General features: G+C 76.3%; 24 protein-coding genes. 17 read left to right on the forward strand and 7 right to left on the reverse strand.

What is annotated here, in order from left to right:
* From ABQ292_RS19565 to ABQ292_RS19575, 3 genes are all read right to left on the reverse strand, one after another.
* Window positions 1–392: nuclear transport factor 2 family protein (locus ABQ292_RS19565; RefSeq protein WP_369209387.1), on the reverse strand; the 392-nt coding region annotated here is incomplete at its 3' end.
* Window positions 393–463: 71 nt separating this feature from the next.
* Window positions 464–928, reverse strand: a complete 465-nt coding sequence (locus ABQ292_RS19570; RefSeq protein ID WP_369209388.1) for a DUF1707 SHOCT-like domain-containing protein — start codon at window positions 926–928, stop codon at window positions 464–466.
* 97 nt (window positions 929–1025) lie between these two features.
* Window positions 1026–2189: an acyl-CoA dehydrogenase family protein gene (locus ABQ292_RS19575; RefSeq protein ID WP_369209389.1), complete on the reverse strand. Its 1164-nt coding sequence runs from the start codon at window positions 2187–2189 to the stop codon at window positions 1026–1028.
* A 97-nt stretch (window positions 2190–2286) separates the two neighbouring features.
* Here ABQ292_RS19575 and ABQ292_RS19580 point away from each other — a divergent pair, with 97 nt between their 5' ends.
* The 3 genes from ABQ292_RS19580 (at window position 2287) to ABQ292_RS19590 (ending at window position 4703) form a co-directional block, all read left to right on the forward strand.
* The gene (locus tag ABQ292_RS19580) at window positions 2287–2877 is read left to right on the forward strand and encodes a TetR/AcrR family transcriptional regulator (protein WP_369209390.1); all 591 of its coding nucleotides are present in this window, start codon (window positions 2287–2289) and stop codon (window positions 2875–2877) included.
* A 108-nt stretch (window positions 2878–2985) separates the two neighbouring features.
* A complete protein-coding gene (locus ABQ292_RS19585; protein ID WP_369209391.1) occupies window positions 2986–3648 on the forward strand; it encodes an RNA polymerase sigma factor in 663 nt (220 codons plus the stop codon).
* Window positions 3645–4703: a hypothetical protein gene (locus ABQ292_RS19590; protein WP_369209392.1), complete on the forward strand. Its 1059-nt coding sequence runs from the start codon at window positions 3645–3647 to the stop codon at window positions 4701–4703. Before ABQ292_RS19585 ends, ABQ292_RS19590 begins: the two co-directional genes overlap by 4 nt.
* A 139-nt stretch (window positions 4704–4842) precedes the next feature.
* Here ABQ292_RS19590 and ABQ292_RS19595 read toward each other — a convergent pair whose 3' ends face one another.
* On the reverse strand, window positions 4843–6054 hold the full coding sequence (locus ABQ292_RS19595) for an HNH endonuclease signature motif containing protein (RefSeq protein WP_369209393.1): 1212 nt from the start codon (window positions 6052–6054) through the stop codon (window positions 4843–4845).
* Between the two features lie 345 nt (window positions 6055–6399).
* On the opposite strand from ABQ292_RS19595, the gene ABQ292_RS19600 reads away from it, so the two are divergent.
* The 6 genes from ABQ292_RS19600 to ABQ292_RS19625 are packed head-to-tail and all read left to right on the forward strand — an operon-like array spanning window position 6400 to window position 11703.
* Entirely contained in the window at window positions 6400–7311 is a 912-nt protein-coding gene (locus tag ABQ292_RS19600; protein WP_369209394.1) for an aldose epimerase family protein, read from the forward strand.
* A gap of 1 nt (window position 7312) precedes the next feature.
* Window positions 7313–8029: an MOSC domain-containing protein gene (locus ABQ292_RS19605; protein ID WP_369209395.1), complete on the forward strand. Its 717-nt coding sequence runs from the start codon at window positions 7313–7315 to the stop codon at window positions 8027–8029.
* Between the two features lie 17 nt (window positions 8030–8046).
* Entirely contained in the window at window positions 8047–8262 is a 216-nt protein-coding gene (locus tag ABQ292_RS19610) for an RNA-binding S4 domain-containing protein (protein WP_369209396.1), read from the forward strand.
* A complete protein-coding gene (locus ABQ292_RS19615; RefSeq protein ID WP_369209397.1) occupies window positions 8259–9755 on the forward strand; it encodes an RNB domain-containing ribonuclease in 1497 nt (498 codons plus the stop codon). Before ABQ292_RS19610 ends, ABQ292_RS19615 begins: the two co-directional genes overlap by 4 nt.
* Window positions 9752–10948 carry a pyridoxal phosphate-dependent aminotransferase gene (locus ABQ292_RS19620; RefSeq protein ID WP_369209398.1) on the forward strand — a complete coding sequence of 399 codons (1197 nt, stop codon included), beginning with the start codon at window positions 9752–9754 and terminating at the stop codon, window positions 10946–10948. The genes ABQ292_RS19615 and ABQ292_RS19620 overlap by 4 nt, the downstream gene beginning before the upstream one ends.
* Window positions 10945–11703, forward strand: a complete 759-nt coding sequence (locus ABQ292_RS19625) for a nitrilase-related carbon-nitrogen hydrolase (RefSeq protein ID WP_369209399.1) — start codon at window positions 10945–10947, stop codon at window positions 11701–11703. The genes ABQ292_RS19620 and ABQ292_RS19625 overlap by 4 nt, the downstream gene beginning before the upstream one ends.
* A gap of 25 nt (window positions 11704–11728) precedes the next feature.
* Here ABQ292_RS19625 and ABQ292_RS19630 read toward each other — a convergent pair whose 3' ends face one another.
* Window positions 11729–12790, reverse strand: coding sequence for a PRC and DUF2382 domain-containing protein (locus tag ABQ292_RS19630; RefSeq protein ID WP_369209400.1), 1062 nt, complete (start codon window positions 12788–12790; stop codon window positions 11729–11731).
* A gap of 129 nt (window positions 12791–12919) precedes the next feature.
* Between ABQ292_RS19630 and ABQ292_RS19635 the strand changes: the two genes are divergently transcribed.
* The 5 genes from ABQ292_RS19635 to ABQ292_RS19655 all read left to right on the forward strand — a co-directional run bounded on the left by ABQ292_RS19635 (window position 12920) and on the right by ABQ292_RS19655 (window position 17827).
* Entirely contained in the window at window positions 12920–14638 is a 1719-nt protein-coding gene (locus tag ABQ292_RS19635) for a CYTH and CHAD domain-containing protein (protein ID WP_369209401.1), read from the forward strand.
* A 150-nt stretch (window positions 14639–14788) separates the two neighbouring features.
* Window positions 14789–16015, forward strand: coding sequence for a metallophosphoesterase (locus ABQ292_RS19640; RefSeq protein WP_369209402.1), 1227 nt, complete (start codon window positions 14789–14791; stop codon window positions 16013–16015).
* Window positions 16016–16078: 63 nt separating this feature from the next.
* A complete protein-coding gene (locus ABQ292_RS19645) occupies window positions 16079–16819 on the forward strand; it encodes a GntR family transcriptional regulator (protein ID WP_369209403.1) in 741 nt (246 codons plus the stop codon).
* Window positions 16820–16973: 154 nt separating this feature from the next.
* A complete protein-coding gene (locus ABQ292_RS19650) occupies window positions 16974–17435 on the forward strand; it encodes an SRPBCC family protein (protein ID WP_369209404.1) in 462 nt (153 codons plus the stop codon).
* A gap of 125 nt (window positions 17436–17560) precedes the next feature.
* A complete protein-coding gene (locus ABQ292_RS19655; RefSeq protein WP_369209405.1) occupies window positions 17561–17827 on the forward strand; it encodes a GlsB/YeaQ/YmgE family stress response membrane protein in 267 nt (88 codons plus the stop codon).
* A gap of 23 nt (window positions 17828–17850) precedes the next feature.
* On the opposite strand, the gene ABQ292_RS19660 is transcribed toward ABQ292_RS19655, so the two are convergent.
* Complete coding sequence (locus ABQ292_RS19660) at window positions 17851–18489, reverse strand: MBL fold metallo-hydrolase (RefSeq protein ID WP_369209406.1); 639 nt, start codon at window positions 18487–18489, stop codon at window positions 17851–17853.
* 106 nt (window positions 18490–18595) lie between these two features.
* On the opposite strand from ABQ292_RS19660, the gene ABQ292_RS19665 reads away from it, so the two are divergent.
* On the forward strand, window positions 18596–18904 hold the full coding sequence (locus tag ABQ292_RS19665; RefSeq protein WP_369209407.1) for a hypothetical protein: 309 nt from the start codon (window positions 18596–18598) through the stop codon (window positions 18902–18904).
* 102 nt (window positions 18905–19006) lie between these two features.
* Here ABQ292_RS19665 and ABQ292_RS19670 read toward each other — a convergent pair whose 3' ends face one another.
* The gene (locus tag ABQ292_RS19670; RefSeq protein WP_369209408.1) at window positions 19007–19783 is read right to left on the reverse strand and encodes an enoyl-CoA hydratase-related protein; all 777 of its coding nucleotides are present in this window, start codon (window positions 19781–19783) and stop codon (window positions 19007–19009) included.
* 356 nt (window positions 19784–20139) lie between these two features.
* Here ABQ292_RS19670 and ABQ292_RS19675 point away from each other — a divergent pair, with 356 nt between their 5' ends.
* Both ABQ292_RS19675 and ABQ292_RS19680 read left to right on the forward strand, forming a co-directional pair.
* Window positions 20140–21849: a protein kinase domain-containing protein gene (locus ABQ292_RS19675; RefSeq protein WP_369209409.1), complete on the forward strand. Its 1710-nt coding sequence runs from the start codon at window positions 20140–20142 to the stop codon at window positions 21847–21849.
* A gap of 92 nt (window positions 21850–21941) precedes the next feature.
* Window positions 21942–22827, forward strand: an 886-nt coding sequence (locus ABQ292_RS19680; RefSeq protein WP_369209410.1) for a protein kinase domain-containing protein, incomplete at its 3' end; no start/stop codon positions are given.

Raw genomic sequence — 22827 nt, forward strand, 5'->3', positions numbered from 1 at the left:
GCGGTACCGGCGGTCTCCTGCAGGAAGGCGGCCGAGTCGTAGTACGTCCGGACGCCGGTCAGCTTGCCGTCGTCGGATCCATCGCCCTCGATGACGGTGACACCGCGGTAGGTGAACGGCTTCCCGTTGCGCAGGGTGCCGCGCGACTCCCACTCGAGTGCGGCGCTCTTCTCACCGACGGTGCTGGAGGTGAACGTCGTCTCCAGGTCGCCGAAGACGTTGCGGTAGTCCTCCCAGAACCGGCGGGCACCCTCCCGACCGCGGGCCTCGTGGGTCTGGTTGAGCTTGATCAGGTCGGCGTCCTCGCCGGTGAGGTCGACCATCGGCTGCGGGTCGCGCTCGGCGTCGAGGTGGTGCAGGGCGTCGGTGAAGCGCTCGGTGAGCGTGTGCACGGGGGTCCTCCGGAGGCTCTCGTCGGTCGGGGAGGCCCTACCCGGGCGGCCGGGCGCGCACCCGCGCGGGTTCAGGCGGTCAGCCGGTGCCGGTCGACGTCCCCGCCGCGGCGCTCCCCGAGGGTGCGGGCGAGCAGGACGACGCCCCACGGCCCGATCACCCAGACCGGCCACGGGTACTGCAGGTCGCCGGTGGCCAGCATCGAGACCAGCCAGACGCCGACCACGATGACGGCGGTGGTCAGCCATCCGGTCCAGGCGGCCCGGAGGTCGCCGCCCCAGGCGCCGTGCCAGGCCCCGCCGTACAGGGCGCGGGCGACGTGGTGCCGCTGGGGCGCCGGGCGGGTCGGGCGGGCCGGGCGGGGCAGGTCGGCGGTGAGCTCGGTCAGCTCGCCGTAGGTGCGGGCGGCGTGCGCGCGGGTGGCCCGGTCCTCGTACTCGGCCAGGTCCAGCCGGCCGTCGGCGAGCGACCGGTCCAGGGTGGTCACGACGGCGGCGCGGTCGGTGTCGCTGGCGCGCAGGTGCGGCTCGGGCATCTCGGGCTCCTCGTCAGGCGGTGTGCTCCGAGTGTTTCCCGCGGCCGTGCCCGCCACCATTGACAGACGTCACGGATCGGCGGTGCGTCCTGCACGGTCAGCCGTTCGCCGGCGTCGCCTCCTGGGCCAGGTGCTTGCCGATGACCATCCGCTGGATCTGGTTGGTGCCCTCGAAGATCTGCATGACCTTGGCCTCGCGCATGTACCGCTCGGCCGGGTGGTCGCGGGTGTAGCCGGCGCCGCCGAGGACCTGGACGGCGTCGGTGGTCACCTTCATCGCCGCGTCGGTGGCGACCAGCTTGGCGATGCTGGCCTGCCGCGAGTACGGCCGGCCGGCGTCCTTGCGGCGGGCGGCGACCAGGTAGGTGGCGCGGGCGGACTCGACCGCTGCGGCCATGTCGGCCAGCAGGAACGCCACGCCCTGGTGGTCGACGATGCGCCGGCCGAAGGCCTCCCGCTCCAGGGCGTAGGCGACGGCGACGTCGAGCGCCGACTGGGCCAGGCCGACGGCGACCGCGCTGACCCCGAGGCGCCCGGAGTCGAGCGCGCTCAGCGCGATGGCCAGGCCGCGGCCGGGCTCGCCGACCATGCGGCCGGCGGGCACCGCGACGTCGTCGAGGCGCATCGCCGCCGTCGTCGACCCGGTGAGGCCCATCTTCTGCTCGGGCGGCGCGGCGCTGAACCCGGGCAGGTCGGGGGTGAGGTGGAAGCAGGAGATCGCCCGCTCGCCGTCGTCGGGGGTGCGCAGGAAGGTCGAGTAGAAGTCGGCGTGCCCGCCGTGGGTGACCCAGGCCTTCTCCCCGGAGGCGACCCAGCCCTCGCCGTCGCGGACGGCGCGGGCGCGCATGGCGGCGGGGTCGGAGCCGGCGTGCGCCTCGGACAGGCAGTAGGCGCCCAGCAGCCGGCCGCCGACCATCTCCGGCAGCAGGTCACGGCGCTGCTCCTCGGTGCCGAAGCGGTCGATCGGCCCGCAGGCGAGGGTGTGCACGCTGACACCGAGCGCGACGCTGGCCCAGCGCACGGCCAGCTCCTCGACCACCTGCAGGTAGACGGCGTAGGGCTGCCCGCCGCCGCCGACGTCCTCACCGAAGGGCAGCCCGAGCAGACCGACCTCGCCCAGCTTCGCGAACACCTCCCGGGGGAAGCGCTCCTCGCGCTCGTACTCCGCGGCCCGCGGCGCGAGCTCGGCGTCGGCCAGCTCGCGGGTGAGCGCGATCAGGTCGGCGGCCTCCTGGGTGGGCAGCTCTCGGTCGACGGCCACGGGGCCCCCTCGTCGCGGATCAGTCGTACTGGAGACGGTACCGCAGTACTGTCTCGCGTCCAGGTGGATGCTGGGCGGCCGAGGTGGGGAGGTGCGGATGACGACGGTGCCCGAGGTCGGTGAGCGGCAGCTGACCGCCCGCCAGGCCCAGCTGCTGGACCAGCTCGAGGAGGTCTTCCTCGCCGAGGGGTTCGCCGGGTTCACCCTCGAGGACCTCGCCGTCCGGCTGCACTGCTCCAAGACGACGCTCTACGCGCTGGCCGACAGCAAGGAGCAGCTCGCCGTCCGCGTGGTGCGGCACTTCTTCCGCCGGGCGACCGCCGCCGTCGAGGCCCGCACGGCCACCGAGGACGATCCCGCGCGCCGGGTGACCGCCTACCTGGAGGCCGTGGCCAGGGCGCTCACCCCGGCGTCGCGGGCCTTCCACCGCGACCTCGAGACCTTCCCGCCCGGGCGCGCGGTGTACGAGCACAACACCGCCGTCGCCGCGCAGCGGGTGAGCGCGCTGATCGCCGACGGCGTGGCCGCCGGCCGGTTCCGCGAGGTGCACCCGGGCCTGGTGGCCGACACGGTGACCACGCTGATGCTGCGCATCGGCCGCGGGGACACCGCCCGCGCCACCGGCCTGGACGACGCCGCCGCCTACCGGGAGCTGGCCGCGCTGCTGCTGCACGGGATCAGCCGGTGACGGCCACGAGTCGGTGCGTCTCGCTGCGCAGGCCGTGAACCCGATCCGCCACTCCGGACATGAGAGGGTGTGACGAGCCCACCCTCCGCTGCCCGATCATCACCAGCCGTGACCGCGCTGCCCCTCCACCGCTCGGCGGGGGAACCGGAGCCCGGGCCGGACGCCGTCCCGCTGCGGGCGCTGCCGTCCGCGCTGGCGACCGACGCCGAACTGGTGATCCGCTCGCTCGTCGACCCGGAGCAGTTCGCCGGGTTGTTCGACCGGCACGCGGTGGCGGTGCACCGCTACCTCGGCCGCCGGGTCGGGGACCTCGCCGACGACCTGCTGAGCGAGACGTTCCTCGTGGCCTTCCGCCGCCGGGCCGACTACCGGCCCGAGCGTCTCGACGTGCGGCCGTGGCTGATCGGCATCGCCACCAACCTCGTGCACGGGCACGCGCGGGCCGAGCGGCGGCGCTACCGGGCCCTGGCCCGGTCGGCGGCCGAGCCCGAGGTCGCCGACGACGGCGACCGGGACGGCCGCCTCGACGCCCAGGCGATGCGCGGCCCGCTCGCCGCGGCGCTGGCGGGACTCACGGCGCCCGACCGCGACGTCCTGCTGCTCGTCGCCTGGGGCGACCTGTCCTACGGGGAGGTCGCCGCGGTCCTGGACGTGCCCGTCGGCACCGTCCGCTCCCGGCTGCACCGTGCCCGCCGCCAGACCCGCGCGGCGCTCGCGACCACGTCCCTGGCCGACCTGCTGTCCGACCCGGCACCGGAGGAGACCCGATGAAAGAGCTCACCCTGCTCCGCGAGGCCGGACCGCAGGCACCGGCGCTGACCCCTGCCGCCTGTTCGGCCGCCCGCGCCGCTCTCCTCGAGGAGATCGACAGCGCGCGCACCGTCCGTGGCCGGCTGCGTTGCCGGCTGCCGGGCCGGCGGACGACGCTGCGGCTCGGGACCGCCCTGGTCGCGGTCGCCGCGGCGTGGACGACCGCCGTCCTCGTGACCCCGGACAGTGCCGTACCGGATCGTCCCGCCGCGCCGACCGCGGCCCCGGTGACGCCGGGCGGGATCGCGCTCGTCGCGGCCGAGGAGGTCACCTTCCCGCTGTCGCTCGACCCCGCACCGGAGGGGCTGACGCCGTTCCTCAGCCGGCGCGGGGGGATCGCCGCCTACGGGAACACGCCGCCGTTCTACGTCGCCGACTACTCGTCCACCGGCGGGGACCGGGTCCTCGTGCACCTCTTCCCGGAGGACCCGAGGAGCTCGCCCGACTACGGGTGGTCGGTGCAGGGAGACCCGGCCGGGACCGCGACCGTCGACGGGGTCGAGGCCGAGGTGTGGCGGGGCGACTCCTCCGTCGACCTCCTCTGGGAGCGCCCGGACGGCCGGTGGGTGCAGGTCCTCGGGGAGGGTGCCTACGGCGGGACGGCGGCCGCGGTCGCGGTGGCCGAGACGCTCGTCGACCGGCCCCAGCCGGTGGGCCTGCAGTTCGGCCTCGCCCCGGCCGGGTGGTCGGTGGGGGGATACGAGGAGAGCCGGAGCCTGGACCTCGTCAGTGACACCGACCCGGACCAGCTGTTGCGGCTGGGCCTGGTCGGGCGCGAGTACCCCGGGACGCTCGACGAGCTGCTCGAGGGGATGTCGCTCACCGCGCCACCGGAGCCGGTCACGGTCCAGGGGCAGCCGGCCCGGCTGGCTCTCGCGGGCGGCGACGGCGGCTCGCCCTATCGGTACCTCGTGGGGCAGCTCCCCGGCGGGCCGTTCTTCATCCTGCTGGCGCCGGAGACGCTGACCCGGGAGCAGGTTCTCCAGATCGCCGAGCAGGTGACCTCCACCGCCTGAGTCGGCCGAGCCCCCGAAACCCGGCCCTGGGTCGTCGTTCCGGCGGGCCCGCTCCCGGCCAGTGGGCGCGCACGTCCGCCCTCCCGCTGTTCCACGTGGAGCAGCGGGAGGGTCGGTCGGGTGCGGTGACGGTGAGGGATCAGGCTGCGGGTCGGAGTGCGGCGCCGATGCGGATCTCGGTGCCGTCGGGTCGCCAGGTGCGCCATCGTCCGTCGGGTCGTCGTTCGACGCGGAAGCCGTGGTGGACCTTGGTGTGGTGCCGCTCGCACAGCAGAGCCAGGTTATCGGGACTGGTCTCGCCGCCGTTGATCCACTCGAGCAGGTGGTGGGCGTCGCACCACCACGTCGGGGCGTCGCAGCCGGTGAACACACAGCCGCCGTCGCGGATGTCGAGTAGGCGGCGGACCGGCGCGGGCACCAGGCGCTTGGTGCGGCCGTGGTCGATCGGCTGTCCATCGGGGCCCATGACCACGCGGGTGACCGTGCTGTCGCAGGCCAGCCAGCGCGCCCGGGCGGCGGAGATGACCACTCCCGACCCCATCGTGGCTGCGCCGTGTCCGGGGGCGGGGTCGGCGAGGTCGTCCAGGTCGAGCATGACGGCCACGTGCGGCTTGACGGTGCGCAGCATCGGCAGGCCACCGGAGGCGAGGGCGTTGTCGGCCAGTTGCACGAGGGCGTCGCCGAGCTGCTGTGCGCGGGTTCGCGCGTCCCCGGCGCAGCGGCCGGCCTGCACGATCGCCTCGAGGGCGACCTCGAGCTTCTCCCCGCCGGCAGCGTCGAGATCGCCGCGGATGGTGCGGGACCCGTCGGCGTGCCGGACCAGCGTCAGGCGGCGGCCCTCGGTCGGGTCGGGCTCGGGACCGTCGGGATCGAGCCGGTCCAGGTAGCCGCACACCACTTCGGACAGCTTCTGGTACGGCTGGCGGGCCGCCACCACGGCCAGCGCGGCGTCGACCTCGGCCACGTCCACACCGACATCCGCGGCGCGGGCGAGGTTGCCCGGGTCGGCCACCGGCGCGATGACCGCGGCCTGCCCGGCGGTCAACGCGCCCGCGGCGAACGCCGCGGCCACCGCGGGCAGCTGCTCCAGTGCCCGCCCCGTGGCCACCAGCCGTGCCGCCTCGGCCGCCGAGAGGTGCCCGTGCCCGCGCAGCCACGACTGCATCGTCTTGAGCCCGTCGTGCTCGGCGGCGGAGGCCTGCTCGCCCTGGCGCAGGGTGCGGGCGACCTCGGCGGCCAGCCTGTTCTGCGCGGTCAGCAACAGGCGCAGCCGCTGGTTGAGCTGCGGGCCGAGCAGGGCGGGCAGGTCGTCGCCGGCAAGGGCGTCGAGCGCGGCGGCCAACTCGTCCACTGCACCTCCCACTGGTTCGATCAGGTGTTCGAAGTCTACCCGGACGCGGCAGCCTCTGCACGACATATCCCCAGCTCAGGAGCTTGTCCACCGCCGGCGGATCACTTGACCGGCGTCGCGCGCATGGGTGGCGAGAGGGATCCGGGCCGCCCGAGGATCGTGGCGGACAGGTCTGCCGGAGCCCGCCGACGCCCTCCCCGATCGGCACGGCGCTGTGGGCCGAGCAAGCCGACATCCGGCTGCGCGGCCGCGGGAGCTGCCCGCCGCCGTCGACCCGCTGGCAGATCCGGACTGACGGACGTGGCGCGGTGTGGTGGGCTGCCCCCCATGAGCAACGTCCCGCCCATGACGGCCTGGCCCGCGACCGAGCCGGTCGACGTCGAGCTGGTCAGCGGCGACGCCCGGCTCGCCGTCGACCTGCGCGGCGGCGGCCTGCGCGCGCTCTCCGTCGGCGCCTGGGACGTCCTCGACGGCTACCCGACCGGCACGGTGCCCACCGGGCGGCGCGGCGGCGTCCTGCTGCCCTGGCCCAACCGGCTGCGGGACGGGCAGTGGACGTGGGAGGGGCAGCAGCTGCAGCTCGACGTCGCCGCCCCGGGCAAGCCCGCGGCGCACGGGCTGGTCACCTGGCAGACGTGGGCGGTGCTCGCCCGCCACTCCGACGCGCTCACCGTGGGCACCGTGGTCGAGGCGCGGCCGGGCTACCCGTTCCGCCTGGCCGCCGCCGTCGACACGCTGCTGGCGTCCGACCGGCTCACCGTCACCGTCCGCGTGCGCAACGCCGGGGACCGGCCGGCGCCCCTCGGCGCCGGCATGCACCCCTACCTCTCGGTCGGCGCCACGGAGGACGGCGGCATCGGCGACGCCGAGGTCACCGTCCCGGCCCGCACCGCGCTGGAGCTCGACGGCGGCCTGCCCACCGGCACCCGCCGTCCCTTCGACGGCGCGGTCGGCCGGATCGGGGACCGCGCGCTCGACGACGCCGTCACCGACCTCGACCGGGACGGCGACGGCTGGGCGCGCGTCCGGCTGCGGGGGAGCGCCGGCGAGCTCGAGCTGGCCGTGGACCGGTCCTGGCCGTGGCTGCAGGTCTACAGCGGCGAGACGCTGCCCGAGGGTCAGCGCCGGCGCAGCCTCGCCGTCGAGCCCATGACCTGCCCGCCCAACGCGCTGGCCGACGGCGTCGACCTCGTCGTCCTCGACCCGGGGGAGACCTGGTCGGGCACCTGGACCCTGCGCTGGACCCCCGGAGGCTGACGTGCACGTGCAGGAGCTGTGGCGCTACCCGGTCAAGTCGCTGCAGGGCGAGCGGCTCGACACCGCCGACGTCGGGCCCGAGGGCCTGAGCGGCGACCGGCAGTGGGCGCTGTTCGACCGGTCCACCGGCTACGGCCTGACCGCCCGCCGGGTGCCCGACCTGCTCTTCGCGGCGGCCCGGCTGCGCACCGACGGCGGCGTGGAGGTCGTGCTGCCCGACGGCACGGTCACCGCCGACGACGACGTCCTCTCCGCCTGGCTCGGCCGGCAGGTGACCCTGCGCCGGGCCGAGACCGAGCAGGGTCCGCGGCAGTACGAGAACCCGGCCGTGGTGGCGGCGGACGGCGAGTACGAGTGGGACGCCTTCGAGGGGGCCAGCGGCGCCTTCCACGACAGCTCCCGCATCCGCGTGTCCCTGGTCTCCACCGGCACGCTGGGCACCTGGGACCGGCGGCGGTTCCGGTCCAACGTGCTGCTGGCCGGCGACGGCGAGGACGAGCTGGTCGGCGGGACGGTCCGGCTCGGGACGGCGGTGCTCGACGTGGGCACGCCGGTGAGCCGCTGCGTCATGGTGACCCGACCGCAGCCCGGCGGCATCGGCCGCGACACGTCCATCCTCAAGACCGTCCACCGCGAGCGCGGCGGCGTCCTCGCCGTCGGGGCCCTGGTGCCCGTCCCCGGCCGCGTGGCGGTCGGCGACGAGCTCCTCCCGGCCTGAGCGGAGAGACTGGGGTCGTGCGCACCGTCGAGCTCCGTCCCGGTGAGGAGACCATCCGCCTCGGCCAGCTGCTCAAGCTGGTCGACGCCGTCCCCACCGGCGCCCAGGTGAAGGACGTGCTGGTCACCGGCGCGGTCCGGGTCAACGGCGAGGCCGAGGACCGCCGCGGCCGGCAGGTCCGCCGGGGCGACGTCGTCTCGATCGAGGGCGTCGAGGACGTGCGCGTCGCGTGAGTTCCACGTGGAACCCGAGCGCAGCGCAGGGCCCCGGGTACGGCGACACCGAGGACGACGGCGTCCCGCTGCCGCTGGCGGTGCCGCGCTGGCCGGAGGACGCGCCGCCCGGCCCCGACTTCGCCGCCGTCCGCGCGGAGTTCGACGTCCCCGAGGACTTCCCGCCCGACGTGCTGGCCGAGGCCGAGCGGGCCGCCGCGGCCCCGGACCTGCCGGAGTTCGACGCCACCGAGCTGCCGCTGGTGACCGTCGACCCGGCGGGCAGCCAGGACCTCGACCAGGCCGTGCACCTGCAGCGCTGGCACGGCGGCTACCTCGTCTCCTACGCGATCGCCGACGTCGGCGCGGTGGTCCGGCCCGGCAGCGCGCTCGACGCCGAGGCCCGGCGCCGCGGCCAGACGCTCTACAGCCCCGACCGGCGTGTCCCCCTGCACCCGACGGTGCTCAGCGAGGGCGCGGCCAGCCTGCTGCCGGACCAGGTGCGCGCCGCCGCGCTGTGGACCATCCGGCTCGACGCCGACGGCGAGGTCCGCGCGGTCGACCTGCGCCGCGCCCGCGTCCGCAGCCGGGCGCAGCTCGCCTACGCCGACGTCCAGGCGCGGGCCGACGCCGGCACGCTGCCCGACCCGATCGCCCTGCTGCCCCAGCTCGGGACGCTGCTCGAACGTGCCGCGGCCGCCCGCGGCGCGATCGAGCTGGGCACCCCCGAGCAGCAGGTCGTGCGGACCGAGGGCGGCGGCTGGACGCTGGTCGCCCGCAGCGACCTGCCGGTCGAGGGCTGGAACGCCCAGGTCTCGCTGCTCACCGGCCGCGCCGCCGCCCGGCTCATGCTCGACGGCGGCGTCGGCCTGCTCCGCACCCTCCCGCCGGCCCGGCCCGAGGACGTCGCCCGGCTGCGCCGCCTGGCGCCCGCGCTCGGCGTCGACTGGCCGGCCGGTGCCGCCCCCGGCCAGGTGCTCGCCGGCCTCGACGTCGCCGACGCCCGCCACGCGGCCTTCCTCGAGGAGGCGGCGGCCCTGCTGCGCGGCGCGGCCTACACCCCCCTCGACGGCACCGAGCCCGCGCACACCGGCCACGCCGGGGTCGGTGCGCCCTACGCCCACGTGACCGCGCCGCTGCGCCGGCTGGCCGACCGCTTCGCCACGGAGGTCTGCCTCGCGCTGGCCGCCGGCACCGAGCCCGACCCCGCGGTGCGGGCCGCCCTGCCGGAGCTGCCGGCGCTCATGGCCGCCTCCGACCGGCGCATCCGTGCGGTGGAGCGCGCGGTCGTCGACGCCACCGAGGCCTGGCTGCTGGCCGGCCGCGAGGGCGCGGAGTTCGACGCGGTGGTCGTGGACGCCGACGGCGACCGCGGCACCGTCGTCCTGCAGGAGCCGGCCATCCGTGCCCGCTGCACCGGCACCGGCCTCACCGCCGGCTCGCGGGTGCGGGTGCGACTGGAGGAGGCCGACGTCGCCCGCCGCTCGGTCCGGTTCGCGGCGGTGGCCGCATGACGCGCGAGCCGTACCTGGCGACGAGGCTGCAGGGCTTCGGGACGACGGTCTTCGCCGAGATGAGCGCGCTGGCGGTGGCCACCGGCTCGATCAACCTCGGGCAGGGCTTCCCCGACACCCCCGGCCCGGCCGAGGTGCTCGACGTCGCCCGCGCCGCGATCGGCACCGCCGCCGACCAGTACCCGCCCGGCCCGGGCACCCCGGAGCTGCGCGCAGCCGTCGCCGCGCACGTCGAGCGCTTCCGCGGCCTGACCTACGACCCGGACACCGAGGTGCTGGTCACCGCCGGTGCCACCGAGGCGCTCACCGCGGCGCTGCTCGCCCTGGTCGAGCCCGGCGACGAGGTGGTCCTCCTCGAGCCGATGTACGACAGCTACGCCGCCGCGATCGCGATGGCCGGCGGCGTCGTCCGCCCGGTGCCGCTCACCCCGCCGCCCGCGGACGCCGACGGCGGCGTGTGGACCTTCGACTCGGCCGACCTCCGGGCCGCCGTCACCCCGCGCGCCCGGCTGCTGCTGCTCAACACCCCGCACAACCCCACGGGCAAGGTGCTCGACCGCGCCGAGCTGGCCCTGGTCGCCGAGGTGGCGCTCGAGGCCGGGCTCCTCGTGCTGACCGACGAGGTCTACGAGCACCTGGTGTTCTCCGGCGCCGAGCACGTCTCGCTCGCCACGCTGCCGGGGATGCGCGAGCGGACGCTGGTGGTCGGCAGCGGCGGCAAGACGTTCAACACCACCGGCTGGAAGGTCGGCTGGATCTGCGGCCCGGCGCCGCTGGTCGCCGCCGTCCGCACGGCCAAGCAGTTCCTGACCTACGTCAACGCCGGTCCCTTCCAGCCGGCCATCGCCGCCGGGCTCGGGCTGCCCGACGCCTACTTCACCGGCATCGCGGCCGACCTGGAGCGGCGGCGGGACGTGCTGGTGGCCGGGCTGCGCGAGGCCGGGCTGCCGACGGTGAGCCCGCAGGCGACCTACTTCGCCACCGTCGACGTCCGCGGGGTGCAGCCCGACGGCGACGGCCTGGCATTCTGCCGGGAGCTGCCGGCGCGGGCGGGGGTGGTCGCCGTCCCGTCGGTCGTCTTCTACACGCGCGGGCACGCCGACCTGGGCCGCCCGCTGGTGCGCTTCGCCTTCTGCAAGCGCGACGAGGTGCTGGACGAGGCGGTCGCCCGGCTGGGGAGGATGTCGGCATGAGGTTCGGGGTGGTCCAGCACGACATCGTGTGGGAGGACCGGGAGGCCAACTACGCCCGGCTCGCGCCGCAGGTGGCCCGCGCCGCCGCGGCCGGGGCGGAGCTCGTGCTGCTCAGCGAGACCTTCTCGACCGGCTTCTCGATGACCCCGGGCATCGGCGAGCCCGAGGACGGCCCGTCGGCGGACTTCCTCCGGACGCAGGCGGCCGAGCACGGCGTCTGGGTGGCCGGCAGCTGCCCGGAGATCGCCCCGGGGGCCGAGCTGCCGTACAACGCGCTGGTCCTGGCCGGCCCGGACGGCACGGTGCACCGCTACCGCAAGCTGCACCCGTTCACCCACGGCGGCGAGGCCGAGCGCTACCTCGGCGGCGACGCGCCGGTGAGCGTCGAGGTCGGCGGCCTGCGGGTCACGCCGTTCATCTGCTACGACCTGCGCTTCGGCGACGTCTTCTGGGCCGCGGCGGAGACGACCGACGTCTACCTGGTGACGGCGAACTGGCCGGCCACCCGCCGCCACCACTGGACGACGCTGCTGCGGGCGCGGGCCATCGAGAACCAGGCCTACGTCGTCGCCTGCAACCGCGTGGGCACCGGCGGCGACGGCATCGAGCACGCCGGCGACAGCCAGGTGGTCAGCCCGATGGGTGAGCTGCTGGCCACCGCGGCGGGCGGGGAGACCCTCGTGCTGGCCGACGTCGACGCCGCCGAGGTCACCGCGACCCGCGAGCGGTTCCGGTTCCTCGCTGACCGGCGCTGAAGGAGCCCCGCCGGTCGGCTCGCGCTCAGAGACGCTGCGGCGGAGCCTGCGGGGCCGGCGTCTGGTCCACGACGATCTGCTCGCGCTGGACCTGCTCGCTGATCTGCTCCTGGCCCTGCACCAGCTCGGTCCGCAGCCGGACGCGCTCCACCGGCACGACCTCGACGCCGACCACCGGCCGCTCGGCGTGCAGCACGATCTCGTCGGGCAGGCCGGTGCCGAGGCCGGTCCCCGTCCCGCCCGCGGTGCCGGGTGCCGCCACGCCACCGGCGGGGGTCAGGGACTCGCCCGGACCGGGGTCGGGGGCGTCGAGGGGCACGTGCTCGATCCGGATCTCCTCGCGGCGCAGCGGCACGGTCACCTGCACCTCCTCGGTGACCACGTACTTGACCACCCGGACGCGGCTGGCGGCGACCTGCTCGGTGCCCACCCGCAACTGCTCCTCGCTGCGGGTCATGGCGCCGTCGGAGGACTGCCGGGGCGCTGCGCCGGCCGGTGCAGCCGGAGCCGCCGCCGGCGGAGCCGCTGCCGCGGCGGGCGCGCCGACCGGGGTGACCGGGGCGGTCGGGGCCGCGCCACCCACCGGGGTCACCGGGGCGGTCGGGGCCGCCGTGCCCGCGGTCGCGCCGCTGTCCCGGGTGGCGGAGGTGTCCTCGACCGGCGGCACGTCGGTGGCCGCTCCCGCGCCCGGAGGGGTCGGCCCGGTCCCGCCCGGCGCCCACGTGCCCGTGCCGGGAGCGTCGACCGGGCCGCCGGCGCCGGTGTCGGGGCCGGTTCCCTGGCTCAGGCCGTAGTGCTGGCGCAGCTGCGCCTCCTCGTCGGGCCCCAGGTGGTCACCGCCGACCGCGGGCGCGTGGCGGACGGCGTCCTTGCTGACCGGCACCCGCAGCACGCCGTCGGCGAAGGTGGCCTGCGTCGCGGGGACGATCGAGTGCCGGGTGCCGAACAGGCCGGTGCTGACGGCGACCCACGTGGGTGCGCCGGTGCGGTCGTCGACGAAGAAGCTCTCGACGGTGCCGATCTTCTCGCCGTCCGGTCCCTGCGCCGTGCTGCCGATCGCCGCGGACAGGTCTCGTTCGCTCAACACGCTGTTCGCCTCCTCAGGAACGCCCGCTCTGGCGTCGCCCTGAGCGGGGGAGTGCCCGGTCCGACGTGCCCCGACACCCCCGTCACGCCTACGGTCGATCAGGAGCACCACCGGCTCGAGGAGGACGGCGTGGGCAGCGGACAGCTCGAGGTCGAGCGGAAGTTCGAGGCGGGACCGGACGCCGTCCTGCCCGACCTCTCGACCGTCGACGGCGTCGCCACCGTGGGGGACGTCGTCCCGCACGAGCTGGACGCCACCTACTACGACACCCCCGACCTGCGGCTGGCCCGCGCGCGGATCACGCTGCGCCGCCGCACCGGCGGCACCGACGCCGGCTGGCACCTCAAGCTGCCCACCGCGGTCGCCGGGTCGCGCCGGGAGGTGCACGCCCCGATCGGACCGCGCCGCACCGTGGTCCCGCGGGCGGTGACCGAGCCGGTGACCGGCGTCCTGCGCGGCGCCCGCCCGGGGCCGGTGGCCGTCCTGCAGACCACCCGGCTGGTGACGCCGCTGCTCGGCGACGACGGCCGGGTGCTGGCCGAGGTCGCCAGCGACACGGTCACGGGCACCGTGCTGGCCGCCGAGGCCGACGCCCCGTCGACCGTCACCACGTGGCGCGAGATCGAGGTCGAGCTGGTCGACGGCGACGAGGCCCTGCTCGACGCCGTCACGCAGGCGCTGACCGCGGCGGGCATCGAGCCCTCCGACCTGCCCTCCAAGCTCACCCGCGTGCTGGCCGGCCGGCTCGCCGCGCTCACGCCGCCGCCGCTGCGGCTGCCCGAGGCGCGCGGTAACGGCAGCGGCACCGGAGACGGCAGCGGCTCCGGCTCCGGCTCCGGCTCCGGCAAGAAGGGGAAGGGCAAGAAGGGCAGGAAGAAGGACGACGAGGCGCAGGACGCGCGAGGCGGTGCGCCGACGGCGGCCGAGGTGGTGCTCGCCGCCGTCCGCACACAGGTCCAGGCGCTGCTGACCGCGGACATCGGCGTCCGCACCGGCGACCCGGAGGGCGTGCACGACCTGCGGGTGGCGTGCCGGCGGCTGCGCAGCATCCTGGCCGCCTTCCGGCCGGTGCTCGACCGCACCGCGACCGACCCCCTCCGCGACGAGCTGCAGGCCACCGGCGCACGTCTGTCGGCGGCCCGGGACGGCGAGGTGGCGCTGGAGCACCTGCGCGCGGTGGTGGACGTCCAGCCGGTCGAGCTGGTCCGGGGCCCGGTGGTGGCCCGGCTGCAGTCGGCCAGGGTCGCCGACCACGAGAAGGGCCGGAGGGCCGCCGTCCGGGCACTGTCCGACAGGCGGCACCTGCAGCTGCTCGACGCCCTCGACGCGCTGCTCACCGACCCGCCGCTGGCCGAGGCCGCCGCCGAGCCCGCACCCGCCGTGCTGGCCGACGCGGTCCGGCGCACCGGCAAGCGGCTGCAGCACCGCATCGCGGAGGCGCGCGACGCAGCCGCCCGGGAGGCGGCCGCCCGGGAGGCGGGGACCGGGGCGGGGACCGGGGCGGCCGGGCACGAGCAGGAGGAGCACGCGCTGCACGAGGTGCGCAAGGCCGCCAAGCGGGTCCGGTACACCGCCGAGGTCGCCGGTCCGGTGCTCGGTGCCCCGGCCGAGGCGCTGGTCACGTGCATGAAGCAGGTTCAGGACCTGCTCGGCGAGGCCCAGGACACGGTGGTCACCCGCGCGGTGTGCACCCGGCTGGCGGCGGCGGCCTCCGGCGCGGGGGAGGACACGTTCACCTACGGCCGGCTGCACGCGCTCGAGGAGTGGCGTGCCGAGCGGGCCGACCAGGCGTTCTGGTCGATCGAGCCGTCCCTGAGGTCCGCCGTCCGCGCGGCCGCCCGGACCTGACCGCCGGGGGACTGGGCGTCGCCGTCCCGGGAACACCCGGGGACGCCCGCTCGTCTCCCTGGCCGGGCGCCGACCGCCCGCTGCTCCCGACCGACCACCCGGAACGAGGTCCGCGTCCTGTCCCTCATCGGTCTGCTCGGGTTCGCCACGGTGGTCCTGCTCGCCCTGCTGGTCCTCCACGGCTTCCTGTGGTGGCGGCTGGTCCGCAGCACCACCCGGCCCGGCCGCTCCCGCCGCCTGCTCACGCTGCTCTCCGTCGTCCTCGCCCTGCTGCCGATGGGCGCGGTCCTCGCCCGCCGCGAGGACTCCGCCGCCAGCACGGTGCTGCAGTGGGTCGGCTTCAGCTGGCTGGGCGTGGCCTTCTACCTGTTCGTGACCCTGCTGGCCCTGGAGCCGGCGCGGCTCCTGCTGCGCCGCTGGACCCGGCGGCGCCCGGATCCGGGCCGGGATGCGGTGACCGTCGCCGCGGCGGCTCCCGGTGGCGGGGGGTCGGCACCGGTGGCCGGGGTCGTCCGGCCGGACGACGGTGTCGTCGACCCGTCGCGGCGGCTGCTGCTCGCCCGCGGCCTGGCCGTCACCGCCGGCGCGGTCGCGCTCGGCACCGCGGGCACCGGCGCCTACCTCGCCAACTCCGCGCCCGTCGTCCGGCGGGTGCCGGTCACCCTGCCGCGGCTGGCCCCGGCCCTCGACGGGCTGCGCATCGTCACCTTCTCCGACGGCCACCTGTCGGCCACGTACGGCGGACGGCGCTTCGAGCGGCTGGTCGAGACGGTCAACGCGCAGCGCCCCGACGTCGTGGCGATCGTGGGTGACCTGGTCGACGGCGACGTCGAGGAGCTGCGCGAGGACGCCGCCCCGCTGGCCGACCTGGTCAGCGAGCAGGGCGTCTTCTTCGTCACCGGCAACCACGAGTACTTCGTCGACACCACCGCGTGGCTGCGCCACCTGCCCACGCTCGGCGTCGAGGTGCTGCGCAACGAGCGGGTGCCGATCGTGCGCGGCGGTGCGTCCTTCGACCTGGCCGGCATCGACGACCGGACGGCGGCCGGCTCCGGCGTCCCCGGCCACGGCGCCGACCTCGACGCCGCCCTCGACGGCCGCGACGACGCCGTCCCCGTGGTGCTGCTGGCCCACCAGCCGTTCATGGTCGACCAGGCCCGCGCGGCCGGGGTGGACCTGCAGCTGTCCGGCCACACGCACGGCGGTCAGCTCTGGCCCTTCGACCACGCCATCCGGCTCGACCAGCCGGCGGTCGAGGGGCTGTCCCGGCACGGCGACACGCAGCTCTACGTCACCGCCGGCGCCGGGTACTGGGGGCCGCCGATGCGGATCGGCGCGCGTCCCGAGGTGACCGTCGTCGAGCTGCGGTCCCGGTGACGCGACAGACGTCTCATACGACATGACGTCCGCAGACGTCTACCTTCGCCTACCCTGGCAGCCGTGACGGCGGCGACGGCGGGACCGAAGTACCTCTCGGTCCGCGAGCACCTGCGACGCCGGGTCGGCGCCATGCCCGAGGGTGCGCTCCTGCCGCCGGAGCCGGCGCTGTGCGCCGAGTACGGCGTCAGCCGGATCACCCTGCGCCGCGCCGTCGACGGCCTGGTCGCCGACGGCCACCTGGTGCGTGAGCAGGGCCGCGGCACCTACGTCACCCGGCCGGCCATCCGGCACGAGTACCGCGAGAGCTTCGTGCACCGCATCGCCGGGTGGAGCTCGGTGATGGCCGAGCAGGGCGCGCAGGTCGGGACGGCGGTGCTGCAGCAGCGGGTCGTCCCGGCGACGGCGGCCGTGGCCGCGGAGCTCTCCCTCGAGGTCGCCACCGACGTCGTCGAGCTCGAGCGGCTGCGCAGCGTCGACGGTGCCCCCAACCACGTGGCGCACAGCTTCCTCCCCGCCGCGCTCTACCCGCGGGCCGCCGAGGAGGACTTCAGCGCGGGCTCGCTCTACGACTTCCTCCGCCGCGAGTACGGGGCCGACCTCGCCCACGCCCGGATCGTCGTCGACGTCGGCACCGCGGCCGCCGACGAGGCCGACCTGCTCCGGATCGCCGCCGGCTCGCCGCTGCTCGTCGTCCGCACCACGGTGCGCGACAGCGCCGGTCACCCGCTGGTGCACAGCTTCTCCCGGCTGCGCCCCGACGTCAGCCAGGTCGAGTTCGAGGTCTCGGTCACCGGACGCTGAGCGCCGGGAGCCCGCGCTCCGGGTCGAGCACCCTCCGCACGACGGCCATCGCCCTCGGGGTGCTCACCGACCTGCTGCCCGGGCCCGGCCGACCGGGTCGGCCGGGCCGGCGGCGCCGCCGTGCGGTGATCTCCCGGCGACTACCGTCGGGCGCGTGACCACGGCCAGCGGCAGTCGGGAGGTGGCCGCCCCGCGCAGCCGCGTGTGGCGGGCGCTGGCCGTGCTCGAGCCCTACTGCGCGGTCTGCGACGTCTCCTACGTCGTCGACGGCGAGAGGGCCGGCCCCGGCGCCACCTTCGTCTGCGTGCCCGGGCAGCTCGCCGAGGGGGAGACGCCGCGCGCCGGTGCGCCGCGCGGCGAGATCGTCGAGTGGGAGCCCGAGCGGGTGGTCGCCACCCGCCTGGAGCTCACGCCCGAGACCTGGACGACGCGGATCGAGCTCGCCGACGCCGACGCCGGCAGCACGCGGGTCACCGTCACGCTCACCCACCGGCCGCGCCGGGTACGGCTGGCCGACCGGCTCTCCCGCTCGGCCCTGCAGCGCATGGTCCAGCGCACCGTCGACGACGAGCTGGCCAAGCTCCCTGCACATGTCGACCAGGTCGCGTCGGACTGACACGGCGCGCCGAGCCTCCCTCGACCGGGTCACACCACGCGTCAGGGATGGAGTCGGGGGGTACAGGCTGGTCAGACGCGCCCGGCGACCGGCCGGGCGCCACCGTCGTCCCTGGAGGACACGTCGTGATCGGTTTCCTCGTCGCAGGACTCGTCATCGGAGCCCTGGCCCGCCTCATCGTCCCGGGCAAGCAGCACCTCGGGATCTTCGCCACCCTCGCCCTCGGCGTGGTCGGCTCGCTCATCGGCGGGCTCATCGCCCAGTTCTTCGGCACCGGCAGCATCTGGGAGCTCAACGTCCTGGGCTTCGTGCTCGCGGTGGTGGCCGCCGTTCTGCTCATCGGCGTCGCCGAGGGCATCACGGGCCGCAACAACCGCGCCGTCCGGCGCTGATCCCGCGGGGGAGCCGGCCGGCCTCAGAGGTCGACCGACTCCCCCGGGGCCAGCCGGCTGAACGGGGTGGGCGTGCCGGGGCCGCGCTCACCGAGGAGCCCGCCCACCAGGCCCAGCCCCACGTCGTTGAGCAGTCCGTCGTGCACGGCGTAGGCCTGGTCGGCGTCGACCGCCCGCACGTAGTCGATGAGCTCGGCGACCTTGGACCACGGCGCGTGCAGCGGCAGCAGTAGCGTCGGCACCGGCGTGCCGGGCACGGTGAACGCGTCGCCCGGGTGGAACACCTGGCCCTCGACCAGGAAGCCGACGTTGCGCACCCGCGGCAGGTCCGGGTGGATCACCGCGTGCCACTCGCCGTGCACCTGCACCTCGAACCCCGCGGCGGTCACCGCGTCGCCGTCGCCGACCGCGTGCACCCGCGGGCCCAGCCCCTCGAACTGCGCCGCGACGGACGGGTTCGTCCACACCTCCAGCGCCGGGTCGGCCTCCAGCGCCGCGCGCAGCCGGTCGGGGACCACGTGGTCGGCGTGCTCGTGGGTCACCAGGACCGCGCTCGCGCCCTCGAGGACCGCCGGGTCGGTGAAGGCCCCCGGGTCGACGACCAGCCGCCGGTCGCCGTCGCTGACCACCACGCAGGCGTGCCCGTGCTTCGTGAGCTCCATGGACCGGATCCTCCCGCCGCGGACGGGGGACCGCCGCCTCACCCGGGCGGGTGACTCCGGGCTGCCGCCCCTCCCGCGACCCCGTCGCGGTGCCGACCCTCCCTGCATGGCCCCCCGCACCGCTGCCCCGTCCGCCGCCGCCCCGTCCGCCGCCGCCCCGACCGCCGCTGCCCCGTCCGGCGCCGGCCCGACCGCCGCCCCGACCGTCTTCGCCGCGGCCCGCAGCCGCGCCCACGGCCCGACGGCCGCCCTCTGGCACGCCGTCGAGCTGCACCGCCCGACCGCCGAGGTCGACGGCGCCTGCGAGCTCACCCTGTGCGGCACCCTGGCCCGCGTCGCCGTCGGCGAGCAGTGGCCGACACCGGCCCGCGACGTCTGCGTCCCGTGCACCGTCCTGGCCGCCGGCGCCCGCTGAACCCCCGGCGCCTGCTCCACCACCGGCCCTCCTGCCGCGGGCAGGAGGACCCCCTTGCCCCCACCGCTCGCAGGCTCGCGGCGGGACCCTGCAGGGGGGCCGTCAGCTGCCGGTGAACTGCGGGGGCCGCTTGGCCAGGAACGCCTCCACCGCCTCGCTGTGGTCGGCGGTCTGCCCGAGCTGCGTCTGCAGCCGCGCCTCGAGGGCGAGCGTGTCCTCCAGGGTGTCGGTGGGCGCGGTCGCCAGCACCGTCTTCACCGCGCGGTAGGCCGCGGTCGGTCCGCCGGCCAGCCGCTCGGCCAGCGCCCGCGCCTCTCCTCCCACCTCTGCCGGGTCGACGACCCGGTGCACCAGGCCCCACTGCAGCGCGCTCTCCGCCGGGAACGGGTCCGGCAGCAGGAGCAGCTCGGTGGCCCGGCCGACGCCCACGCTGTGCACCAGTCGGGCGGCCAGCGCGGAGTCGCTGGACAGCCCGATGCCGGTGAACGCCGTCGTGAACTTCGCCCCCGCGGCGGCCACCCGCAGGTCGGCGGCCATCGCCAGCCCGAGCCCGGCGCCGGCGCAGGCGCCGTTGATCCCGACGACCACCGGCACCCGCAGCCCCGCCAGGGCCAGGACCAGCGGGTTGTACTCGTCCTCGACCACCGACAGCGAGGTGGCGGCGTCACCGCGCAGGGACTCGACGTGCTCGGCGAGGTCCTGCCCCACGCAGAACGCCCGCCCGGTGCCGGTCAGCAGCACCGCGCGCACCGACTCGTCGTCGGCGAGCCCGCGCACGACGTCGAGCAGCTCCCGCCGCATCGCCCGCGTGAGCCCCGGCTGCTGCAGCGTGACGGTCGCGACGCCGTCGGCGTCCTCCCGGGTCACGGTCTCGGGCATCGTCGCCCCTCCTGGTGTCTCGTCGTCGGCCGTCGTCCGGTCGGACACCGCCGTCCTACCGCACCGCAGCGCGTCCCCCCTCACCGCCCACGGTCGGGGAGGACACGCGACGATCGGGTCACCTGATCATGGCGGGCCCGGGACCGTGTGACGTCGACCACTCCCCACCGTGTCGCCTGCCGTCCTCCGGCGTGTCGGCGTGTCGATGCCGAGCCGTGACACGTGGGGCGTACCTGATCGGGTGGGACGGCTGGGATGATGTGTGGTCTCGGACGGCGCGGGCACCCCGGCGGAGGGGTGGGCGCCGCCGGGGTGGACGGCGCCGGTCGACGACCGGCTGGGAATGGAGTGCTCCCGTGGTGGAACCGGGTCGCCGGATGCTCGGTGACCGCTACGAGCTCTCCGAGCTCATCGCCTCGGGGGGCATGGGCCAGGTCTGGCGCGCCACCGACCTGCTGCTGCACCGCCCGGTCGCCGTCAAGGTGCTGCGCAGCGAGTACACCGGCGACCCCACCTTCCTCGCCCGCTTCCGCGCCGAGGCCCAGCACGCCGCCGCACTGAGCCACCCCAACATCGCCGCCGTCTTCGACTACGGCGAGACCGAGGCTGCCGACACCGGCGAGCAGCTCGCCTACCTCGTCATGGAGCTGGTCGAGGGCCAGCCGCTGTCGGCGCTGCTGCGCGCCGAGGGGCGGCTGGACACCTCCACCACGCTCTCCGTGCTGGGCCAGACCGCCGCCGCCCTCGCCGAGGCCCACCGCGCGGGTCTGGTGCACCGCGACGTCAAGCCCGGCAACATCCTGGTCCGGCCCGACGGCAGCGTGAAGATCACCGACTTCGGCATCGCCTGGTCGGCCGGCAGCGTGCCGCTCACCCGCACCGGCCAGGTCATCGGCACGCCGCAGTACATCTCCCCAGAGCAGGCCGAGGGCCACCTGGCCACGCCGGCCAGCGACGTCTACGCGCTCGGCCTGGTCGGGTACGAGTGCCTCTCCGGCCACCCCGCCTTCGACGGCGACAACGCGGTCACCATCGCCCTCAAGCAGCTGCGCTCCGACCCCGAGCCGCTGTCCGACGACCTGCCCGGCGGCGTCCGCACGCTCATCCGCCGCGCGCTGTCCAAGGACCCGGCCGCCCGCATGCCCGACGGCGCGGCGTTCGTCGCCGCCGTCGAGGACGCCCGCGCCGGCCGGCTGCCCGCCGAGCCGTGGCCCGCCGTCCCCGCGGTCGCGGCGGTGCCGCTCACCGATCCCGGCCCGGCCACCCAGGCCGCCCCGCTCCCGGACGGCGTCCCCGGGTCGTCCGCCGCCGGTCCGCCGAGCCACCGGATCAGCCCCCCGTCGCCGCGGCGGCGGGCCTCGGCGGTCCTCGTGCCACTGGTGGCGCTGCTGCTCGGTGCCGGGCTGGCCGGCGCCGTCTTCACCGCCGTCTCCGACGCCCCGGACGCGCCCACCGTCGTCGCCGCCCAGACCCAGGACGGTGAGGACGAGACGATCGACCTCGTCATCGGCGACTACGTCGGCCGGCCGGTCGACGACGTCGCCACGCAGCTGTCCGCGCTGGGCCTGGCCGTCGAGCGCCGCGAGCAGGTCACCGGCGACTCCGCCCCGGACCTGGTGCTCGACGTCTCGCCCACCGGGCGCCTCCAGCCGGGCGACGACGTCGTCGTCACCTTCGCCGTCGCCCCGCCCACCCGCGGCTTCGGCGGCTGGGACGGCGACGACGACCAGGCCGGTGAGGGCGCGGTCTCCCCGGTCACCGGCGGCGCGGTGCCCGAGCAGGTCGCCGAGCCCACCCCGCCGGCGCCGGACACCGCCGCGGCCACGCCGGCCCCGGCGGCGCCCACGACGACGCCGGCCCCGACCGAGGGCACGACGACGTCGGCCGGCCCGACGACCACCGCGCCGGCGACGTCGAGCCCGTCGTCGTCGCCGACGTCGAGCCCGTCGTCGTCCTCGCCGTCGTCCGGTAGCCCGACCACGACGAGCCCGGCGTCCCCGTCCTCGCCGGCGGGCCCGCCGCCGAGCAACGCCTGGCCGCCCGCGGACGGGTCCGCGGTCCGCTGATCCGGTATCCGTCGACATCCGCGCGGGTGTCCGCCCGACGGGGACGGCCTCGTGGTGGGAGGCTGAGGAGCCGCCGTGCACGGGAGGTGGGGATGGCAGCGAGCCCGGTACGCCGCGTCTTGGCCGGCCGCTACGAGCTGACCGGCCTGATCGCCACCGGCGGGATGGGCCAGGTCTGGCGCGGCCGTGACGCGCTGCTCGACAGACCGGTCGCGGTCAAGGTGCTGCGCAGCGAGTACACCGGCGACCAGACCTTCCGCACCCGCTTCCGCACCGAGGCCCAGCTCACCGGCCGGCTGCTGCACCGCAACATCGCCGCGGTGTACGACTACGGGGAGGTCGTCAGCGAGGACGGCGAGCCGTGCGCCTACCTGGTGATGGAGCTGGTCGACGGCGAGCCGCTGTCGGCACTGCTCGACCGCGAGGGCCGGCTGCCGCCGGAGCAGGTGCTCGACGTCGTGGGGCAGACCGCGGCGGCGCTGGCCGCCGCGCACGCGGCCGGGGTGGTGCACCGCGACGTCAAGCCGGGCAACGTCCTGGTCGGCCGGGACGGCGTCGTCAAGATCACCGACTTCGGCATCGCCTGGTCGGCGGCGAGCGCGCCGCTGACCCGCACCGGGCAGGTGGTGGGCACCGCCAGCTACCTCTCGCCCGAGCAGGCCGGCGGCGGCAAGGCCGGGCCCCCCAGCGACGTCTACGCGCTCGGGATGGTCGCCTGGGAGTGCCTGGCCGGCCGGCGGGCCTTCGACGGCGACCACCCGGTGCAGATCGCGCTGCGGCAGCTGCGCGAGGAGCCCGACCCTCTGCCCGCCGACGTGCCGGAGCCGGTGCGCGACCTGGTGGCGCGGGCGCTGGTCAAGGACCCCGCCGGCCGGCTCCCCGACGGGGCCGCGCTGCACGCCGCCGTCGAGGACGTGCGGGCCGGCCGGTCGCTGCCCGCCCCGCCCCCGCCGACCACAGGGCGAACAGGCCGGAGAC

Source organism: Geodermatophilus maliterrae (assembly GCF_041018925.1).
GTDB classification, from domain to species: Bacteria; Actinomycetota; Actinomycetes; order Mycobacteriales; family Geodermatophilaceae; genus Geodermatophilus; species Geodermatophilus maliterrae.